Source organism: Treponema ruminis, assembly GCF_014201975.1.
Lineage (GTDB): Bacteria > Spirochaetota > Spirochaetia > Treponematales > Treponemataceae > Treponema_D > Treponema_D ruminis.
This window is the reverse complement of record NZ_JACHFQ010000002.1, coordinates 239,983-260,021: the sequence shown is the minus strand read 5'-3', so window position 1 is coordinate 260,021 and position 20,039 is coordinate 239,983. Positions and strand designations below refer to the sequence as shown.

The 20,039-nt window shown below is 40.7% G+C and carries 18 protein-coding genes and 1 tRNA gene; 11 read left to right on the top strand and 8 right to left on the bottom strand.

Annotation, left to right across the window (positions count from 1 at the left end; translation table 11 throughout):
* Positions 1-107: 107 nt before the first annotated feature.
* The 4 genes from HNP76_RS03545 to HNP76_RS03530 all read right to left on the bottom strand — a co-directional run bounded on the left by HNP76_RS03545 (position 108) and on the right by HNP76_RS03530 (position 7,370).
* Positions 108-2,411, bottom strand: a complete 2,304-nt coding sequence (locus HNP76_RS03545; protein WP_184657569.1) for a KAP family P-loop NTPase fold protein — start codon at positions 2,409-2,411, stop codon at positions 108-110.
* A gap of 91 nt (positions 2,412-2,502) precedes the next feature.
* Positions 2,503-4,197 carry a DUF262 domain-containing protein gene (locus HNP76_RS03540; RefSeq protein ID WP_184657567.1) on the bottom strand — a complete coding sequence of 565 codons (1,695 nt, stop codon included), beginning with the start codon at positions 4,195-4,197 and terminating at the stop codon, positions 2,503-2,505.
* 19 nt (positions 4,198-4,216) lie between these two features.
* Complete coding sequence (locus tag HNP76_RS03535) at positions 4,217-5,446, bottom strand: restriction endonuclease subunit S (protein WP_184657565.1); 1,230 nt, start codon at positions 5,444-5,446, stop codon at positions 4,217-4,219.
* Between the two features lie 184 nt (positions 5,447-5,630).
* Positions 5,631-7,370 carry a type I restriction-modification system subunit M gene (locus HNP76_RS03530; protein WP_184657563.1) on the bottom strand — a complete coding sequence of 580 codons (1,740 nt, stop codon included), beginning with the start codon at positions 7,368-7,370 and terminating at the stop codon, positions 5,631-5,633.
* Between the two features lie 202 nt (positions 7,371-7,572).
* Here HNP76_RS03530 and HNP76_RS03525 point away from each other — a divergent pair, with 202 nt between their 5' ends.
* From HNP76_RS03525 to HNP76_RS03500, 6 genes are all read left to right on the top strand, one after another.
* A complete protein-coding gene (locus HNP76_RS03525) occupies positions 7,573-8,397 on the top strand; it encodes a MetQ/NlpA family ABC transporter substrate-binding protein (protein ID WP_184657561.1) in 825 nt (274 codons plus the stop codon).
* Between the two features lie 8 nt (positions 8,398-8,405).
* Entirely contained in the window at positions 8,406-8,909 is a 504-nt protein-coding gene (gene msrA, locus HNP76_RS03520; RefSeq protein WP_184657559.1) for a peptide-methionine (S)-S-oxide reductase MsrA, read from the top strand.
* A 9-nt stretch (positions 8,910-8,918) separates the two neighbouring features.
* On the top strand, positions 8,919-9,755 hold the full coding sequence (locus tag HNP76_RS03515) for a MetQ/NlpA family ABC transporter substrate-binding protein (protein ID WP_184657557.1): 837 nt from the start codon (positions 8,919-8,921) through the stop codon (positions 9,753-9,755).
* 10 nt (positions 9,756-9,765) lie between these two features.
* Positions 9,766-11,136, top strand: coding sequence for an FAD-binding oxidoreductase (locus HNP76_RS03510; protein ID WP_184657555.1), 1,371 nt, complete (start codon positions 9,766-9,768; stop codon positions 11,134-11,136).
* An 8-nt stretch (positions 11,137-11,144) separates the two neighbouring features.
* Complete coding sequence (locus HNP76_RS03505) at positions 11,145-12,308, top strand: pyridoxal phosphate-dependent aminotransferase (protein WP_184657553.1); 1,164 nt, start codon at positions 11,145-11,147, stop codon at positions 12,306-12,308.
* A 65-nt stretch (positions 12,309-12,373) separates the two neighbouring features.
* Positions 12,374-13,276, top strand: a complete 903-nt coding sequence (locus tag HNP76_RS03500; protein WP_184657551.1) for a hypothetical protein — start codon at positions 12,374-12,376, stop codon at positions 13,274-13,276.
* 76 nt (positions 13,277-13,352) lie between these two features.
* Here HNP76_RS03500 and HNP76_RS03495 read toward each other — a convergent pair whose 3' ends face one another.
* Positions 13,353-14,567, bottom strand: coding sequence for a hypothetical protein (locus tag HNP76_RS03495; protein ID WP_184657549.1), 1,215 nt, complete (start codon positions 14,565-14,567; stop codon positions 13,353-13,355).
* A gap of 243 nt (positions 14,568-14,810) precedes the next feature.
* Here HNP76_RS03495 and HNP76_RS03490 point away from each other — a divergent pair, with 243 nt between their 5' ends.
* The 5 genes from HNP76_RS03490 (at position 14,811) to HNP76_RS14540 (ending at position 18,448) form a co-directional block, all read left to right on the top strand.
* Complete coding sequence (locus HNP76_RS03490; RefSeq protein WP_184657547.1) at positions 14,811-15,473, top strand: amino acid ABC transporter permease; 663 nt, start codon at positions 14,811-14,813, stop codon at positions 15,471-15,473.
* On the top strand, positions 15,451-16,146 hold the full coding sequence (locus HNP76_RS03485; RefSeq protein WP_184657545.1) for an amino acid ABC transporter permease: 696 nt from the start codon (positions 15,451-15,453) through the stop codon (positions 16,144-16,146). The genes HNP76_RS03490 and HNP76_RS03485 overlap by 23 nt, the downstream gene beginning before the upstream one ends.
* A 92-nt stretch (positions 16,147-16,238) precedes the next feature.
* The gene (locus HNP76_RS03480; RefSeq protein ID WP_184657543.1) at positions 16,239-16,991 is read left to right on the top strand and encodes an amino acid ABC transporter ATP-binding protein; all 753 of its coding nucleotides are present in this window, start codon (positions 16,239-16,241) and stop codon (positions 16,989-16,991) included.
* Positions 16,992-17,063: 72 nt separating this feature from the next.
* Complete coding sequence (locus HNP76_RS03475) at positions 17,064-17,888, top strand: cysteine ABC transporter substrate-binding protein (RefSeq protein WP_184657541.1); 825 nt, start codon at positions 17,064-17,066, stop codon at positions 17,886-17,888.
* A gap of 197 nt (positions 17,889-18,085) precedes the next feature.
* Positions 18,086-18,448 (top strand): ATP-binding cassette domain-containing protein, encoded by a 363-nt coding sequence (locus HNP76_RS14540; RefSeq protein WP_184657539.1) that lies wholly within the window; start codon positions 18,086-18,088, stop codon positions 18,446-18,448.
* A gap of 231 nt (positions 18,449-18,679) precedes the next feature.
* On the opposite strand, the gene HNP76_RS03465 is transcribed toward HNP76_RS14540, so the two are convergent.
* The 3 genes from HNP76_RS03465 to HNP76_RS03455 all read right to left on the bottom strand — a co-directional run bounded on the left by HNP76_RS03465 (position 18,680) and on the right by HNP76_RS03455 (position 20,034).
* A tRNA-Met gene (locus HNP76_RS03465) sits at positions 18,680-18,752 on the bottom strand.
* A gap of 71 nt (positions 18,753-18,823) precedes the next feature.
* On the bottom strand, positions 18,824-19,327 hold the full coding sequence (gene nrdR / locus HNP76_RS03460) for a transcriptional regulator NrdR (protein ID WP_184657537.1): 504 nt from the start codon (positions 19,325-19,327) through the stop codon (positions 18,824-18,826).
* A 20-nt stretch (positions 19,328-19,347) separates the two neighbouring features.
* Positions 19,348-20,034: a hypothetical protein gene (locus HNP76_RS03455; protein WP_184657535.1), complete on the bottom strand. Its 687-nt coding sequence runs from the start codon at positions 20,032-20,034 to the stop codon at positions 19,348-19,350.
* Positions 20,035-20,039 lie beyond the last annotated feature (5 nt).

Below are 20,039 nucleotides of genomic sequence, written 5' to 3'. Positions count from 1 at the left end.
GGGAAATTTTCTTCTAATTTCCCCTATTTTCCCTTGTTTCATGAGTTCTATTTCGCAAAATCAATCATTTTTTAATTTTGCGAAATAGAAAGGTGTTATATTTTATCTTAATTTATAGTTGGTGGAATAAAATCATTATTTCGATATTCATAAAATCGAATAAAAAGATCACATCCTTTTTTATGGCGCTTATATAGTTCATCATTCAAATTGATTATTGATTCTATTCTGGTCTTAGCATCTTCTAAATCACAAAATAATATAAGTGCATTATAATTAAATCTCTCATTTTCAAAAACCTGATTTCCTGTGCTTGATTTTGCGATATAAACCATTTTATCAACAATAGTTAAGAATTCATTATCTGTTTCCACTTTTTTACTTGCATATTTTTTGAAAGACTCGGTGTCTTGTGTATTCCAATAAAAACAAATTCTAGTATAAAATTTACTATTTATTAAAGAATCTTGATGATCTTTGATTTTTTGTAATAGCAAGAGGTTTAATTCATTATATGATTCTTCTGTTGTTATCATTTGCTGATAATTCTTCTTTTCTATACATTCTTTATCCATATAGAGAATATGAATAAACATACAGATATCTTTTGTAGCAGTAAGAAGTTTTTTCAACAATTCTGAATTCTGCTCCTTACTCTTTTCTTTTATTAAGAAATAATAAATTCTAAAAACAGTTGTATCACTACCAAACCCCCAGAACTCATTTCCATCAGGCAGGTCTTCTGCAACATCAAATAAAGCTGAAAAATATGGGATAAAATTCTTTTCCTCAATAAATGAACCTGACAGAGAATTACTTTCCAATAATTTTAATAAAGACAAAGCTTTTCCGTCGCTGATGTATTTCCTAAATATTTTAATTAGTTCATCATAATTATCAGATAATGATTTAATTAACTGTACATCATAGTTTGAGCAATCATTCTTAGGAATGCCTGGCACATGATTAAAATACACATCAAAATATTTTTCTGAAGCAATGGAACAATATTTATCATTATTATAATACGAAGTTGGCGCCAGAATACTAGATACATCTTTTGAACAATACCTAATAGCTGGAAAGATTTGAGCTAAAATGCAATCTAAACAATCTTTATCATTTTCTGTATATGATTCATTAAAACTTTCGGAAAACCATTTATCATATCTTTCTTTTTTGTTTGGAATCTTATATTCTAGATTTTCTTTAGAAGTAATAAACCATAGTTTATTATCTCTGATAAAATCATAATACTCTGGGAATTTCAAACGAATAAACTCAATAGCTAGAAAATCTATAAGATTGATTTCTAAAACGCCTTTATTAATAAACTGTGATAATTTGAATTTAACGGCATTTACATATCTTTTGATTTCACGAATAGTTGTAAGATTTGAGACTATCGAATTATATACATAAGCCCATTTTGTATTTTCTATTCCGAAAATTGAATTCTGTTCTTCTGTAAAATCCTGGGCAATATTTTTCAATTCGTCCATTAAAATTCTACTTAATGTAGATGATGGAATTGAAGGCAAATCATATTCAATATTAATAATCTTTTCCAAGTATTCTCTACCATCGATTCTATTTTGAATATCCAAACTTTTTTCGACAATTTCTCTATCAAAGGAAAGCAAGTATATTGTGTTTGGAAAATCAGCATTAGAACGTACAATTCTAAAAAGCTGTTTTATTTCTTGTGATGATAATCTGTCAATGTCATCCATAATGATGATTAGTTTTCTATTTTCTTTCTCTAAAATATTACCAATATCTTTTTTGATTTTTGAAACAGATTCATCTAAATTTTCATTTCGAATCTTAATAACAGAAAGAACGATATTACATACTATAATAATAAAGGAAACTATTAGTGTTATTGGTGATATCCATTTTGAAAGCTCTTTTATTTCTTTACAAAAATCTGGAAACAATTGAGGCAAGCTTATTCCTACAAAAGACAAGACCATTGTTATCGCTGACCAGAATGTAAGCATCGATTGTTTTGTAGGAGTTAATTTGATTAAATTCAAATATAACTCTAATTTCTTTCCAAAGCCTTTTATCTTATCAGGTCCTTTTAATGTTGCTTGAATCTGTCGTATAAATGGTTCTAATAAATCTTCTGTTTCAGAATATCCCCAAGGATTAAAATTAATTACGATTGGAGATTTCTTCTTATCTTTTGATGATTTTTTTTCTTTTTCGGAAGACAACTGTTTCTCTAATAAATTTATAATGGAAGTTTTACCAGAGCCCCATTTTCCAAAAAGGCCAATAACTAATGATTTTTTATCATTCCATGAAAGTAGAGAAGAAGAAAGATTTTCAACAAAGCTCTTACGATTTAATAAATCATCTTCAAAAGTATTGATTGCTTCGTCTGATAATATCCGTTCAGTCATCACGTTCTCTCTATATATAATTTCTTTATTAAATATTCCAACTCTTATTATCAAAGATAATTGTTTCCATGGTGTTTATTATTCATCAATGCTATGAATTAATCATCTTATAAAAATCATCAGCTAAATGTGACATCCTATTTAGAACATTAAAATTTTCTTCCCTGCCTTCATATGATTTCACGAATCTTTTTACACTCTTGAATTCAGATTCCTTGTAAATAGGTATTTTTTGCTTTAATGGCAAGTTATCACACCGTTCATTTAAATCCTTTTCTAGAGGTAATAAATTTCCTATATTTGAATTTTGTTCTCCATCAGAATCTGGTAAAATATGTTCAATAGTATATTCTGCTGGCATATTTTTATTTCCTAAATATTCTTCATATATTTCCAATACAAGTTTTGCTTTCTCGGTTTCCTTAGGATCTTTATAAAATTTAAAATGATTTGAATAACCTATTGTAGAAAAGGCTTTCTTAAACCATTCTTTATTAGGAATTCGTTTTTTAAAACTTTCATAAAATTTAGATAATGCCCCATCATCAAAATTTCTTTCTAATTTATAAGCATATTCAGAAATAACAGATGTTATAGTATTTGATTTCTCTTTTCCGATAAGTGTATAACAAATAAAAAACTGTTTTATAAATGTTATAGCTTCTTTATATTGTTCGTTTGTTATTTTTTCTAAATCTAATTGGTGCATTAAACTAAGAATTACTGGTCTAAATTGTTCCTGTCTTTTTGATTTAAAGAATTTAAAAATTGAATACTCCTCAGGTGAACAAATTTGATTTCCTTCAGAATCAACTAAAAGTGGATTATATAGTTTTGAATAATAAACAGACTTCTGAATAAAGTCACTAAAAAATGCTTCTACATTATTTGCCTTTACATATGTTTTTATTGCTTTATATGCATCCTTCCTGTCATTATCATTTATTTTGTATCTATGGATTAGATAGTGTAAGAGATATTTATTAATTCCTGCGCCAAGAAGTTTTTCCATATCTTCCCATTCTTGTTTTACTTCATCAACTTTTTCAATTGGCCTGATATAACGCATGACATAATTTTTTAATAACTCATGATCGGCTAAATTTTGACCTCGAGCATTCAGAATTTCAAAGATAGTATAAGAATCTTCTTCTGTTGTAGCTTCAATACGTACATATTCTGTATTTATGATAGAATCTCTCAATACTGTTATCTTTCCAGTTTCACCATTTTGTTTAGTTATAAATTCTTCAATTTTTTGTACATAGTATTCAAATGCTTCTTCGATATTTTTATCTTTTTTCTTATCTGTGATATAAATTTTTAAGAACGAAGATAGCGTAGGAACTTCACCAAAAGGTATGGTCTGAATTGCGCTTATTATTTTATCTAATCCTAAATGATAGGATGAATAAAAAATATGGTGTGAATTATTCTTATCATCCTTTGTTGCAATATATTTTTCAGTTCCATAATAATCTGATTCCAAGTTGTTTTTTTTCATTATAAATAGTAATGCTGATAAAAAGATTGTAATTGTGAATAATCGTTGTTGTCCATCAATAACAGTAAATTTTGACAAACCATCAACTTTTTCTTTTTCTTTTAATAAAACAATACTTCCTATAAAATGGTTTGTGTTATTTGAAGTTGCAAACTCTAAATCAGAAAACAAATCTTCCCAATTATCATGATTCCAAACATATTTTCTTTGATTTCTTGGAATACGATATAACTGAGATGTTAATAACTCTCTTATTGTTTTTTGTTCTGCAAAGTAACTCATTTTTTTTCTTCCCTTTTAATTATTTTAATTCAAGTTTACCACTCATCAATCTAGGTAACAACAAGTTACGCTGTTGTGTCAGGTTGGTGATTTGTTCGGAAAGGAGTTCTGCTTTTGCAATAAAAGAATTTGCCCTTTCTGAAAACTGTTGTTGTACTTTTTCTGGCGGAAGAAGAACTTTTATTTTTTTCATCATTGAACCAGATAATTCAGGAAAAGTTGCTCCACTTGCTATGCTCTGCAAATAGTTTTTATTCATTCTGAAGTAATAATATAAATATATTGGTTGAATCACAGATGTATTACAAACAACGCTTTTGAATCCTTGATTTGTACATATCGGATTTTTGGCTAATGCAACATAACCGACAGGTGCCCGTGATGAAAGTAAAACAGTATCTTTAGGCATCATTTTTGCACTTGATTTTTTCAAACCTAATTCAGTTATATTTTTTGATCCTCGACTGACATAAACATTTGTATTATCAGATAAATCAACAGGAGAGAGCCAAGGAATATCACCATCCCAATATTCTTCATTTTCTGTTGAAGGTGTTCCTCCACCAATTACTTCACCAACATTTCCAATTCTTTCTACCTTCCACCCCTCTGGAATTCCATTTTCAAACTCGGTGGTTTGCCAGCCGGGGAAGCGGAAGCGGACGAACCATTCTTTGTAGAGTTCGCTTGCGGCGGTTTGCAGGGCTTCTATCTGCTTTTTGTAGTTTTGTATGAGGTTGTCGTAGGCTGATAGTATTGAGGCGATTTTTTGTTGGGTGGGGATAGGGGGAAGTTGAACCTTTATTTTATTTAAAGTTCCTAAAAACAAGCAAGGTTGTGCTGACCCCGTTGCAATTACATGGAAATAATAATTAAATGAATTTGTTCCCAGCAAGTAAAAAAGAAATATAGGATCTGCAATTTTTGTATTGGCTTTTATTATTCCTACACTTCTTTGAAATTCATAATTTTCAGAACCATCACCAACTATTGCTAAGTCTCCAACATTTGCTCCAACTGTTGTTATTGCAATATCATTTTTTGATAATTTTGTTCGTTTTTTTAATTTATTACATAATTCACGATTTATTTTTCTATCTGTATTTTCATCAAAAACAATTCTTCCACATTGAATATTTTTTGCACTCAATAATAAACAGTCTCCATTTTCATCATCAATGACTGTATTATGTACTCCATCACAAATATTTAGAGAAATGTCTTTTAATGTGTAAGTTCGTGTTTCCATTTTCCTAATTCTCTTTTATAGATCCCGAAACAAGTTCGGGATGACAAGTTTTTTTGCCCTCTTGCGAGCTTTCACGCGTTAGGGATTGTAGGGGCGGTGCAGCCGTTCTCGCGAAGCGAGAATGGAGGTAGCGCAGCGTACGGAACCCCGGAAAGCCCGACCGACGCAAAGCGGCGGGAACGCCCTAACTAATCAACTCCTTCAAATTATCTGCAATCTGTTTTTCGAGAGTTGCGGCTTCTTTGCTTAAGTCACCAAGCTCGGTGTTGAGGCCCAGCATTTTGGCTTTGAACTCAGCTTCGGTCATGCCATCGTCTTCGATTACAACTCCGACGTAGCGGCCGGCATTGAGGGAATAATCCTGGTCGCGGATGCCGTCTTCGCCTTCTATGCTGGCGGCTTTGCAGAGGCCTATTACATCGGTGTAGGTGCCGTTTGGAAAGCGTTCATTAAGCCAGTCTATCTGAGTCTGCCAGTAGTTTTTTGTTTTTACTTCTTTGTCGTCGCTTGCTTGAGGGGCTGCTTTAAGGGCGGCGGTGTATTCTGCTATGAGGTCTTTAAAGGCCTGGGTGTCGCCATTGTAGAGGCGGGTGATGATTCCCAGATTTTTTATCTGCTCGTCGCTGAATTTTCTGTGGGCACGGTCTACCTGGGTAAAGATAGAGCGGGCATCTATAAAAAGGATTTTGTCTTTCTTCTGCTCGTCCTGGGTTTTCTGTTTGTCGAAGAACCAGAGGGTTGCAGGAAGCGTAACGGAAGAAAACATATTGCTTGGAAGGGTTACCATCTGGCTGATAATTCCTTCTTCTATCATCTTTTTGCGGATTTCAAGTTCTGAACCGCCGGCATCGCTTGCGGAGTTTGCCATAACAAGGGCTGCTTTTCCTGTAGCATTGAGTGAGCTTGCAAAATAACTTATCCAGAGGTAGTTTGCATTTGGAACTGTTTCTTTTTTGTCGCTGCCTTTTTTGGCTGTTTTGGATTTGTTCTTTGGAACTCCGTAGATATTAAAGCGCGGGTCGTCTTTTACTTTGTCATACACAACTTCGTCTACGTTGAATGGCGGATTTGCCATTACGTAATCAAAGTTGCCTACTGCATTGTGTGGGTCTGAATAGAAGGAGTTTGCTTCTACGATTTCGCCGCGGACGTTGTTCAAAAGAAGATTCATTTTTGCAAGCTTTACGGTGTCGGGTTCTTTTTCTACGCCGTAGCAGCGGAACTTCATTACTTCATCAGAAGATTTGTTGTGGCGGTGCATAAAGCGGGCTGCCTGAACAAACATACCGCCGGAACCACAGGCCGGGTCTAAGATTTTCTTTTCGCCATTTTGCGGCTGGAGAACTTCTACCATGTAGCGGACTACGGTTGCAGGTGTATAGAAGGTTCCGCCGTCTTTTCCTTCCTGAAGGGCAAATTCGCCGAGGAAGAATTCGTAGATTTCGCCAAAGAGGTCTACGCTGATGTTTTCCGGAATATCCATAAAGATGCGCATGATGTTGGAAAGGAGTTCAGGCTCTTCTTCCGGCACGAGCTGGCCGTATACTTCTTTTGGAAGAACGCCGTCCATTTTTTCGTTTTCGCGTTCTATGGCTTCCATCGCCTTTTTTACGAGGGTTGCTTTGTTTGCGTCATCTGGCGCGTCGTTGATTGTTGTGTAATAAGCTTCTGGCGGAAGGTAAAAACCGCAGTATTTGATAGAGATTTCTTTTATGGATTTTTCGGCTCGTGTGCCTTTTGATTTATTGTATTCGGCTTCAATTTCTGCTTTGTGCTGTTTGTAAAGAATGTCTGCGTAGCGCAAAAAGATTAAGCCTAAAATTGGCTGTCCGTATTTATTTGCTGCTAAGTGGGCGCTGGCACGAAGTACATCTGCTGCGTGCCAGAGGTTGTCTTTTAGGGTTTTGAGTTCTGAGTCGGTCATTTATGTATCCTGCACTTTTAATTATATTCCATTATATCAACATTCACTCGTCAAATATAGGCGTTATTTTGAACTTCTTCACTCTGAAAAATCACATTTTTTTTATTATTACCCATTGACTAACTAGGTAAATATCATTATAACAATATCATCTTAAAACCTACTAACCTAATAGGGAATACAAAACATTAAGGAGTCAAATATGAAAAAAATTATCGCAGCAGTTTTAATCGGAGCAGTCGCTCTCACATCAGTTTTCGCGGCTAAAAAGAAGAACACCGTCGTCAAATTGGGCGTCGTTGGTTCAATCTATGAGGACTTGTGGGCACCTGCTCAGAAGCTACTAAAAAAGCAGGGAATCGACCTCAAGTTCGTCCAGTTCTCTGACTATGTTACACCGAACAACGCTCTTTCAAACGGCGAAATCGATTTGAACGCTTTCCAGCACCGAATCTTCCTCCAGAACGAAATCGACAACCACAAATACGATGTAAAACTCATCGGAAACACATTCATCATCCCTCTCAACCTTTACTCAGTCAAAGTAAAGTCAGTTTCAGAACTTAAATCAGGCTCAATCGTCGCAATCCCGAACGATGTTACAAACGGCGGACGCGCAATCAAAGTTCTGGCTGCAGCAGGTCTCATCACCCTCAAATCAGACGCAGGCTTCAATCCGACAGTAAATGACATCGCAGAAAACAAGAGCGGCATCGTAATCAAGGAACTTGCGGCAAACACAATTCCGGCCGCCCTCAAGGATGTTGACGCTGCAATCGTAAACGGAAACTACGCCCTCGACTTCGGAATCAAAACCGAGTCAGCAATCTTCAAGGACACATCGGTCTCAGAAAAAGCCTACTGGAACCTCATCGCAGCCCGCGGCAAAGACCTTCAGGACAGCGCAAAAGTCGAAATCTTCAAGAAAGTCGTAAAAGCTTTCCAGACAGCCGAGACAGAAAAAGTCTTCAACAAGGACTTCGGCGGCTACTTCATCAAAGAAGGCTGGGACATAGACGAGTTCTAGGATTCAGAATGAAAACTATTTATCTTGCCGCAGGATGTTTTTGGGGTACGCAGAAGTTTTTTGATCAGTTTGACGGTGTTAGAAAAACTGTCACAGGATATGCTAACGGAAATACAGAAAATCCGAGCTATGAGGATGTTAAGCATCACAACAGCGGGCATGCAGAAACCGTCAAAATTGATTTTGATGAGAAATTGATTTCCATCGAAAAACTTCTTGAATACTACTTTCTGATTATTGACCCTCTCTCTGTGAACAAACAGGGAGAGGATGAAGGAATACAGTACAGAACCGGAATTTACTATGAAGATTCGGAATTGCTTCCTTCAATCGAAAAGGTAGTTTCAGAACAGGAAAAGAAAATCGGTCAGAAACTTGCCGTGGAAGTTCTTCCTTTGAATAATTTCTACACGGCGGAAGAATACCACCAAAAATATCTTGAGAAAAATCCCGGCGGATATTGCCATATTAATCCGGTGATGTTCAGCCTATACAAAAAGTTAAAAAAATAGGAGACCGTTATGAAAAAAATTATTGCGGCAGTTCTGCTCGCTGGTTTTGCATTCGCATCAGTTTATGGAGCTGCTAAAAAGTCAAAGCAGGTCGTAAAAATCGGTGTAACAGGCGCAATGTATGATGATGTCTGGGAACCGGCTATTAAGAATCTTGCAAAAAAAGGAATTAACGTTAAGCTCGTTCAGTTTTCAGATTATGTTGCTCCAAGCCGTGCTCTTGAAGACGGGGAGATTGATTTACATGCCTGCCTTAGCCGTGTATTCTTTGAATCTGAAGTAAAAAGTCACGGTTATCATCTTCAGCGGGTTGCAAACACAATCTATGCACCTCTTAAAGTTTTTTCCGTAAAAATTAAATCCGTAAGCGAACTCAAAGAAGGCGATATCATAGCTATTCCGAACGAAGCTACAAACGAAGGCCGTGCACTCAAACTTTTGGATTCGGTAGGAATCATCAAATTAAAAGAAAATGCAGGATTTAATCCTACTCTTGATGATATTGAATCTATTCCGACTGGCGTAAAATTCAAGCAGCTGGCTTCCAACCTGATTCCATCCGCTCTGGTTGATGTTACAGCAGCAGTTATCAACGGAAATTATGCGCTTGATTTTGGAATTGACCCAAAACTTGCAATTGCAACAGAACTTCACCCTGACACTCCTTACTGGAACCTGATTGCGGCACGAACTTCTGATTTGAGTGATAAAAATCGTGTGAAACTATTTGATGAAATCGCAAAAGAATTTCAGAAAGAAGCAACTGCAAAAGTTCTTGAGAAAAAATTCACTGGTGCTCTCAGACCTGTAGGCTGGGACATTGACGAACTGAAAAACTACAAATAAGAATAAAAAAATGGCAGACATAACCGAACTTTCAAACATTATTTCTGATAAAAATCGTCTTGTTTTTGCTCCTTCAATCGAAGCCAAATACCTTTCCGACACGCTCGGTCGCAAAAAAGGCTCGGCTTCGGCTCTTGTCTTCCCGGTTTCCACAGAGGAGGTAAGTGCGGTCGCAAAGTTCGCCTATGAAAACAGGATTCCTCTCACTCCGCGCGGGGCGGGCACGAATCTTGTCGGCTCTACTGTTCCACACGACGGAGCAATCATCATCGACTTTTCCTTGATGAACAAAGTTCTTGAACTTGATAAGGAGAACTTTACCGCCTGGGTTGAACCGGGAGTCATTCTTGAGGATTTTCAGAAATATGTGGAAGGCGAGGGGCTTTTTTATCCGCCTGATCCGGGCGAAAAGCGGGCTTCAATAGGCGGAAATATTTCCACAAACGCCGGGGGCATGAGGGCAGTCAAATACGGAGTCACCCGAAACTATGTCATGGCCCTGGAGCTTGTAAAAGCAGACGGCACTGTCATTACGGTCGGAAGCAAAAACCGCAAGGACACGACAGGCCTTGATTTGAAGGACGTCGTAATCGGTTCGGAGGGAACTCTTGCCATAATCACAAAATGTCTTCTCCGCCTGATCGGAAAGCCTGAAAAATCATTGAGCCTTCTGGCCGGCTTTGGATCGCTAAAAGCTGGAATCGAAGCCGTTCCAAAAATCCTCAAGGCAAACCTCAATCCGACGGCACTGGAGTTCATCGAAAGAAAGGTCGTAAAGCTTGGCGAGGATTTTTTGAAAATCAAATTCCCGCTTGAAAGCGAAGCCTATCTTTTGCTCACTTTCGACGGCAGCAAAGAAGAAATTGACTCAGCCTTTGCAAAACTTGGAGAAGTGCTCAAGTCTTCCGCAGAAAAAATCATTTCCCTTGATGACGCGGCTCTGGCACAGAATGTCTGGCGCATCCGGGGCTGTCTTGTAAAGGCGGTGGAAGCCGTGAGCGAGCAGGAACCGCTTGATATTGTCGTGCCGATTTCCAAAATCCCCGATTTCGTCGAGTTCGTAAACGAGCTTGAAAGACAGAGCGGAATGCAGATGATAAGCTTCGGTCATGCTGGCGACGGAAATGTCCACCTTTGCGTAGTGCGCGGAAGTCGAAGTGATGCAGAGTGGGAGAGTGAACTCCACGCAAATCTTGAAAAACTCTACGCAAAGGCACATAATCTTGGCGGACTGATTTCAGGCGAGCACGGTCTTGGCGTGAGCAAGCGGGATTTCTTCTTCAAAGAAACACCTGCCGAAAATGTTGCGCTTATGAACAGCGTGAAACTCGCCTTTGACCCGCAGGGAATCCTGAATCCTAAAATCAGCTATGTAAAATAGAGGAAAATATGCCAGCATTATCAAGTCGAACCGCAAATTTCACAGATTCTGTTATCCGCCGCATGACACGCATTTCAAATCAGTACGGAGCAGTGAATCTTTCGCAGGGCTTCCCTGATTTTGAGCCTCCGCGCGAAATTCTTGAAAGGCTTGCCCAGGTCACAAAGGAAGACTTTCACCAGTACGCAATCACCTGGGGAGCACAGAATTTCCGTGAGGCACTTGCCGCAAAAATCCAGCATTTTTCGGGCGTTTCTGTAAATCCGAATGAAGAGCTTGTCGTTACCTGTGGTTCAACCGAGGCCATGATGGCTGCCATGATGAGCGTTACGAATCCCGGCGACAAGGTAATCGTCTTTTCTCCTTTCTATGAAAATTACGGAGCCGACACGATTCTGAGCGGGGCAGACCCGATTTATGTTCCTCTTATTCCGCCGACCTTCCGCTTTGACGAGGCTGTCCTTGAGGATGCTTTTAAGCAGAGGCCAAAGGCAATCATCGTCTGCAATCCGTCAAATCCTTGCGGAAAGGTTTTCACCCGCGAGGAACTTGAGACAATCGCAACTCTTGCAAAAAAATACGACACCTTCGTAATCACAGATGAAGTTTACGAGCACATCCTCTACAAGCCGAACGTCCACACCTACATGGCTTCTCTTCCGGGTATGAAAGAGCGCACGATTACATGCAACTCACTTTCAAAAACATACTCAATCACAGGCTGGCGTCTCGGCTACACTCAGGCAAATCCTGAAATCACGGAGAGAATCAAAAAAGTACACGATTTTCTGACCGTCGGAGCCGCAGCACCCTTACAGGAAGCGGCAGTCACGGGCTTAAAATTCGGCGACGACTATTACTCATGCCTGCAGGAAAAATACACCAGCAAGCGTGACCTTTTCCTTCGCGGCTTAGACTCAATCGGCTTGAATCACACGGTTCCGGAAGGTGCTTACTACATTCTGATTGATATTTCCGAGTTCGGCTATGAATCAGATTTGGAATTTGCAGAAGTCCTTGCCCGCGATGTCGGAGTCGGCTCAGTTCCAGGCTCTTCTTTCTTCAAGGAGAGCGAAAACCGCTACGTCCGCCTGCATTTTGCCAAAAAGGACGAAACTCTGAACGAAGCTCTGAACAGGCTTTCTGACATCAGAAAGAAAATTAAAAAATAGGGGCATAAAGGGAAACTCCCAGCCCACGATTTTCAAATTCTTCGTCACTTTGATATAATGAAGGCATGAAAAGCTTCTTCATGTTTTTTGTGCTCTTCGTTATGATTGCCGCTTCGGAAGTTCTTGGAGAAAGGGAAGTCATATTCCCGGAAGTTGCGGCTCTTTGCGCAGGATGCTTTCTTGCTCCGCGTCTTGTCTGGCGGACTAATTACCTTAAAATGCTCGCGTCTATTTCGATATGCGCACTTTTCGGCCTTTTGATTGTCCTTTTTGCTCCTTTTCCTCTCTGGATTCAATTTTCACTGGGATTTATAATCGGTCAGCTTGTCCTCTTCTTCTCAAAGACTTCTTTCGCCCCAATGATTTCGGCAATTGCCCTGCCGATTTTGATTCAAACAAAAAGTCCGGTCTACCTGATAGCGGCTTTTTCCCTCACGCTTCTTGTAATTCTTCTCAGCCTGACTCTTGAAAAACTGAAAATCAAGGAAAAAAACGCTTACGAGCCTGTAAATTACAATCCAAAAGAATTTTTTGCAGCTTTTGCCTTCCGCACGATTTTTGTAGCCCTTATTTCTGTCATAGCCCTCAGGTTTGGCGTGAAATTCTGCATCGCACCGCCGCTTTTAGTCGCTTTCACTGAGCTGTGCAACAAAAACAGTCCCGCAGCCAAAAGATTTTTCGCAGTCATTTTATTGGTCACTCTCTGTGCCCTGGCAGGAAGCCTCAGCCGCTATTTTATTTCAATCACTCTGGGCTTTCCTCTGACTCTTGCGGTTCTCCTTGCCGGAGCTATGGTTTTGGGACTGGTCAAACTTTTTTCATTCCCATTTCCGCCTGCCGCTGCCATGTCAGTTCTTGCAATGCTGATTCCAGAAGAAGCCGTCGTCTTTTATCCCCTTCAGGTATTTGCAGGAATCTCAGTTCTGTCACTTCTTACGCTTATCTTGAACAGTAGTGTTTTAAAATGAAAAAGGCTGCCCCTTCGCTGAAAATTTTCAACTTTAAGGACAGCCCCATGACACTTTTTTAATTCAATTCAACCGCTTACAGTTTAACCCGGAAGATTACCGGGATTTTTACGTCTGTCTTTGTCGCAGCTTTGTAATCATCGCTTGTGTTGAGAGCCTGGGTAAACTCAACTGCTGTTGTAATTGCTGCTGCAGGGCCTGCGCTGAACTTTGCTCTTGGTGAAATTGTGACTGTGTTTTCTCCGAGATTTGACTTGTCGTTGTTGTCGAGGTCGGTGTAATCAAGCCGTGCATCAAGGGCTACAAGAATTGTGTCACTTACAGTATAAGAAACTTCAGTTCCGAATTCCAATCCTGTTTCGGCTTTGTCGGCACCTTTAGGTTTGATTGAAGAGAATTTTGCAACGAAAGTTGCCTTGATTGCGTCTGCTGCATACTGGAATCTTCCGTCAACTGCATATGCAAGGTCGATAACGTCTTTCTGAGCGCCGCCTGTGAATCCCAGGACTGCATTAATTCCATCTGCCGGTTTGATTGAAAGATATGCTGCTCCGCCATAAGCGTTGTTCTCAGGATTCTTGAAAATCACATCAAGACTTGTGCTTTCACCTTTCCATGCGGCTTCAAAAACATAACCTGCCTGCTGATTTCTTTTTTCAGTTTTATCATATTCAGATTCAAGCAAGCCTGCTGTCAGGACAAGTTTTCCTCCTGCAACTTCAGGAAGTGTATAGTCTGCGAGCAATGCAAGGTTTTCACCGCCTGCAATCTGTGCCGTGTTTCCAAAGTCATAGAGCCATGTCTTGCCTGATTTTGAAATTGAGCTTTTTCCTGTTGAATCTGTTTTAAGACCATATGAAAGTTTGTTTGAAACTCCGTATTTTGCAATGTCCGAATCAAGAAGGCCGGCTTCTGTTGCCGTAACGTTGTAACGGTTTGTAAAACGGTTGTCGTAATCTCCGAAACTGAATTTTAAGTCACCGTAATTAATCCAGCCGTAATATGTATCGAATGTGATTGCTCCACTTTTTGCCTTGTTTCCGGCATCAATTACTGACTCAACTGTAACACCGGCATATTCATTTGATGCATAAAAATCAAGATAGTCGGCGGCACTTGAGTTCTTCAGGTTCCACAAAGTCGTAGATTCATCACCTTCTACAGGTTTTGAATAAGTCAAGGCACTTGTTCGGATTCTTGCCTGATTTTTGATTTTAAGTTCTGCCGTTGCAGAGGTGAGTGCGAGCGCAAGGACTGATGCCCCTGCAATTGGTTTAATGATTTTTTTCATTTTTTAGCTCCTGTTTTTTTTTTATATATTTAACTCTTCATGCGAAGAATTTGTGCTTTTTAGGAAAGGCACTGAATAAGGAGGAGAACAGTGCCTTTTTCAGTAGTTTGCTGCAATTCCTACTGTCGCACTATGTTTTACCGAAAAATCTGACGCGTGCCTAATATAAGTTTTCTATTGGCGTTAAAGGTTTTGGCTATGAGTTCCCATTTTCCCCAAAAACTACTATAATGCTAGGCATATATGGATTTTGCGTTTATTCAAAAAGTTATTCCCATGTACGCAGAGGCGGCCTTGCTTACATTTCAGCTTGCCCTTGCGGGGATTCTTCTATCGTTTTTGCTGGGCTTAGTCTGTGCCCTCATAAAATACTTTAAAATTCCGGTCTTACAGCGCATTGTCGGCGCTTATATCGAACTTTCCCGTAACACTCCGCTTTTGATTCAGCTTTTTTTCCTTTATTTTGCCTTTCCGCGAATGGGAATCAAGCTTTCTTCGGTTCAGTGTGCAATCATCGGCCTTACTTTTCTGGGTGGCTCCTACATGGAAGAAACTTTCCGCTCGGCTCTTGAATCGGTCTCAAAAATTCAGGTCGAAAGCGCCCAGTGCATAGGCCTTACTTCCCGCCAGGTCACTCAGTACGTTATCTTGCCCCAGGCAATTTCCGTTTCAGTTCCGGGCTTCTGTGCAAACGTCATGTTCTTAATCAAGGAAACTTCGGTCTTTTCAGCAGTCGCCCTTGCAGACTTGATGTATGTCGCCAAGGATTTGATCGGCCTCTACTACAAAACTGACGAAGCGCTCACTTTGCTCTGTGTCTCATATTTTTTTCTGCTTCTTCCAATTTCAGTGATTGCATCTTTTGCCGAAAGGAGGCTGCGTTATGCTCAGTTCGGAAACCGCTAACGCCGTAATTTCAGCATTCAGCGTGCTCACCAAGGGCACGAATTTCATCCGTCTTTTGGGCGGACTCTGGGTCACTGTCTGGATTGCCCTTGTTTCAGTCGCTTTTTCTGTAGTCCTGGGGATCCTTTTTGGAATGCTGATGACGGTCAAAAACCGTGTGATTAAAGCCCTCTGCAAAGTCTACCTTGAAGTCATGCGAATCATGCCGCAGATGGTCCTTCTTTTCATGGCATATTACGGTCTCACCCGTGCCTTTGACATTTCGCTCAGCGGAGAAGCGGCAAGCATTCTGGTCTTTACCCTCTGGGGAACGGCCGAAATGGGCGACCTTGTGCGCGGCTCCCTTGAAAGCGTTCCAAAGCATCAGTATGAAAGCGGCCGGGCAATCGGACTTACAGAGAGGCAGGTCTTTTTCTACATAATAATTCCACAGAGCCTCCGCAGCCTGATTCCGCTTTCGATGAACCTGATTACCCGAATGATAAAAACGACATCGCTGGTGGTTTTCGTCGGAGTAATCGAGGTCGTAAAAATCGGACAGCAGATTATCGAGGCCAACCGCCTCACGGTTCCGACGGCCAGCATAGCGGTCTACTTCGTGATTTTCATGATGTACTTTTTCGTCTGCTGGTTTTTGAACCTGGGCGCAAAAAAACTGGAGCATAAATTGTAGGGGGAGGGCTCCCCCTCGCGCCCACTTCGTTGGTCGCTACCCCCTCTGCGGGCTCAAACGCCGCCCGCAACACCTGCTAAAGGAGAAAACAAATGCCATTATTGGAAATTAAAGACATACACAAATCTTTCGGTGAAAATGAAATCCTCAAGGGAATCTCCCTCAATGTTGAGAAGGGCGACGTAATCGTTGTGCTCGGTCCTTCCGGCTGCGGAAAATCAACCTTGCTCCGCTGTATCAACGGCCTTGAGACGATTCAGGACGGAGAAATCAAGCTTGACGGTGAAGTTATTTCAAACCGCAGCAAGGACATGCACTTAATCCGCCAGAAAATCGGCATGGTCTTCCAGAGCTACGATCTTTTCCCTCACCTCAATGTGATGAAAAACCTTCTTCTTGGTCCAAAGCACGCCCATGAACTTAACCTCGATATGAAGGAAGTCGAAAAAGAAGCCGAAATGTGGCTTGAGCGGGTCGGACTTGCAGACAAAAAGAACGCTTACCCGCGAGAGCTTTCAGGCGGACAGAAACAGCGCGTTGCAATCGTTCGAATGCTCTGCCTGCACCCGGAAGTAATGCTTTTTGACGAGGTAACTGCCGCCCTCGACCCGGAAATTGTGCGCGAAGTCTTAGACGTTATGATGAATCTTGCCAACGACGGAAAAACTATGCTGATTGTAACTCACCAGATGCAGTTTGCCCGCGCAGTTGCAGACAAAATTGTCTTCATGGACGGCGGTGAAATCGTGGAAATCGCAACGCCGGAAGAATTCTGGACAAACCCGAAAACCGAGCGCGCAAAGAAGTTTTTGAGCAACTTCGAGTTTGAGGCAAGAAGGAAGTAACCTATTATTACCCATTGACATGGTAGGTAATGAGGTGGTATAACTAATCATCTTCAAAAACGAGGTGATTATATGAAAAAATCAGTTAAGACACTTATCGCAGCTTCACTTGTTGCACTTACGGCTGTTTCTGCATTTGCAAAACCAAAATTCCGCACTGTAGAGCAGATTAAAAAAAGCAAGACAATCAAAATTGCCGTTTTCTCTGACAAAAAACCTTTTGGCTATGTTGACGAGTACGGCAAGTATCAGGGTTACGACGTTTACTTCGCTGAGCGAATCGCAAAAGACCTTGGCGTAAAGGTAAAGTATGTTCCTGTTGAGGCTGCTGCCCGCGTTGAGGTTCTTGAGACTGGAAAAGTTGACCTTGTTCTGGCAAACTTCACTGTTACTCCGGCCCGCGCAGAAAAAGTTGATTTCGCACTTCCTTACATGAAGTGTGCCTTGGGCGTTGTTTCAAACGACAAAGACCTTATCAAAAAGCCGGAAGACTTGAACGGCAAGACTTTGATTGTTTCAAAAGGAACAACAGCCGAGACTTTCTTCACAGAAAACTATCCTCAGGTAAATCTTTTGAAATTCGACCAGTATTCAGAAGCATACAACGCTTTGCTTGACGGACGCGGTGCAGGTCTTTCTACAGACAACACAGAAGTCCTCGCATGGGCAATCGAAAATCCTGGCTTCTCAGTCGGAATTGAATCCCTTGGTTCACTCGACACAATCGCTCCGGCAGTAACAAAAGGAAACTCTTCACTTTTGAACTGGCTCAACGAAGAAATCAAAAAACTCGGCAACGAAAAATTCTTCCACGCTGATTACGAGGCAACTTTGCGAGCCGTTTACGGTCCTAACTCAGACGCAGACTCTCTCGTAGTTGAGGGCGGCCAGCTCTAATCTTCACAGAAAACTGAAATCTTACTTACAGGACGCAAGTCGTAAATCGAACTGCGTCCTTTTTTTATCTCCCGGCTTCCTAAAATCACTTTCATTCCAGCAATATCTTTTTCCTTTAAGTCTAATAGAAATTAAAAATCTTGGCCTGGTCTATGAATCGGAGAAGACGACTTACGAGGCCTGAGCTTTCGGGAGGAATGCAGCAGCGTGTTGCAATCGCGCGTGCAATGGCCTGCAACCCTGAAATCCTTCTTATGGACGAGCCTTTCGGTGCCTTGGATGCTAAAATCCGTGAGAACCTTCAGGCTCTTCTCCTTAAACTCTGGCGCGAGGATGAAAATAAGAAAACCGTTTATGAGACGGCAGAATATAAAAAACTCAGCCCGAATACTGAACCTCTCGACGCCGACAGCGGAATGGGCTACTACGTCCGCTATTCCCTAAACTACGCCAACTACACCAAAGCAATAGCCGGAATAATTTTCATAGGCCTAGTAGTAACCTGTCTAAATACACTAATCGACATAACCAAAAAACACCTAATCAAATGGAATTACTAAAAAAATATGTCGTACAAAAAACCCACGCTATCATCTAGCGTGGGTTTGCAAATGTTAGGGGCAATAGGTAGCGAACGGCGGCGGAGCCGCAAAAACTTGCGAGGCAAGTTTTTAGTGAGTCTCGGTGAGAGCTGTGCTCGAACCGCGCAGAACCGTAGGTTCAAGTCCGTAAAGATTATGTCGTACAAAAAAAGAAACCCACGCTATCATCTAGCGTGGGTTTGCAAATGTTAGGGGCAATAGGACTTGAACCTATGACATACGGAATATGAGTCCGGTGTTCTACCAGCTGGACTATGCCCCCAAAAGATGTATCTATTGTACGCAGAATATACTTTTGTGTCAATAGGAAAACACAAAAAATCTGCATTTTTTTTATTTTTTTTCTTCGGCTTTTTCGGCCTTGGAAAGCTCTGAGCTTTTATCCTTTTTGATTTTCCTTGCTTCCTTGATGAATTCGTCTAAATTCTCGAAGTGGCGGTAGACCGAGGCAAAGCGGATATAGGCAACCTTGTCAGTTTCGTAGAGGCGTTCCAGTACGATTTCACCAAGCTCAGATGTGGCGATTTCCCGGTTGGTACGGCCCTTCATGATTGCCTGATCTTCAATATCGTTGAGGATGTTTTCTTTTGTATCATAAGAGACAGGGCGCTTTTCCAGGGCCCGCTCGATTCCCTTTTCAAGCTTTGTCCTGTCATAGGGCTGGCGGCGTCCGTCCCGCTTTACCACCATAAAAGGCTTTTCTTCAATTCGCTCGTAGCTTGTGAACCTAAATCCGCAGCTGACACATTCACGGCGACGGCGGATTGACTCACCGTTGGCCATTGTTCTGGATTCAAGAACCTTGTCGTCAAGGCTTCCGCAATATGGACATCTCATTTTTTACCTCTTATTAAACTTTACAAACTTCTATTCTGAATTGCAAGGCTCTTTTCGTATCCTTCCCTCATTGCGGCATGAAAAAGTTTGGGAAAGAGAAAAATGGCTTTTCTGATGGACTTTTTGCCCCCGCGTGACAGCCATGCAAGTTCCAGCCTCTTCCAGAAAGTTGAAATCCTTGGGATAAAAGCCAAGGCTAGGGCCAGAGTGTCAGAAAGCGGAGTGCTGTCCTTTCGAGTGATGAAGCTTTCGATTGCGGCAAATCCATCCTTGAACTGACCCCGGCTGGTCGTCCTGTAAAAAATCGAAGTGATTTCAAGTGACAGGGCAAGATGGGCGAGAAGGGGCAGATAAGTCAGGTTTGGAATAAAGACCTTGTGAAAATCCCTGAAGACTTGCTCCCAGCTTTGGGCCGGATAGGAAATATTTGAAAAATGAAGTGAAAGGTTCAGAATCAGTCCTGCAAAGTAGAGAAGAAAAATATAGGCCAGAATTGGTTTCTGGTCAGAAAAGACTTCAGAAGGCCGGAAGTGTAAAAAGATTGCCGAAAAAAGAATCAGAATGGGATAGCAAATAAGGCAGATTTTGACCGGAAGATAAAAAGCGGCCAGGGCAAGCAGGAGAATCAGAAGAATCTTGAGGGCGGGCGGGACTTTATGGAGAAAAGTTTTCTGCGTTTTATAATGAAAGAAGGCTGCGTTATCCATAAAAA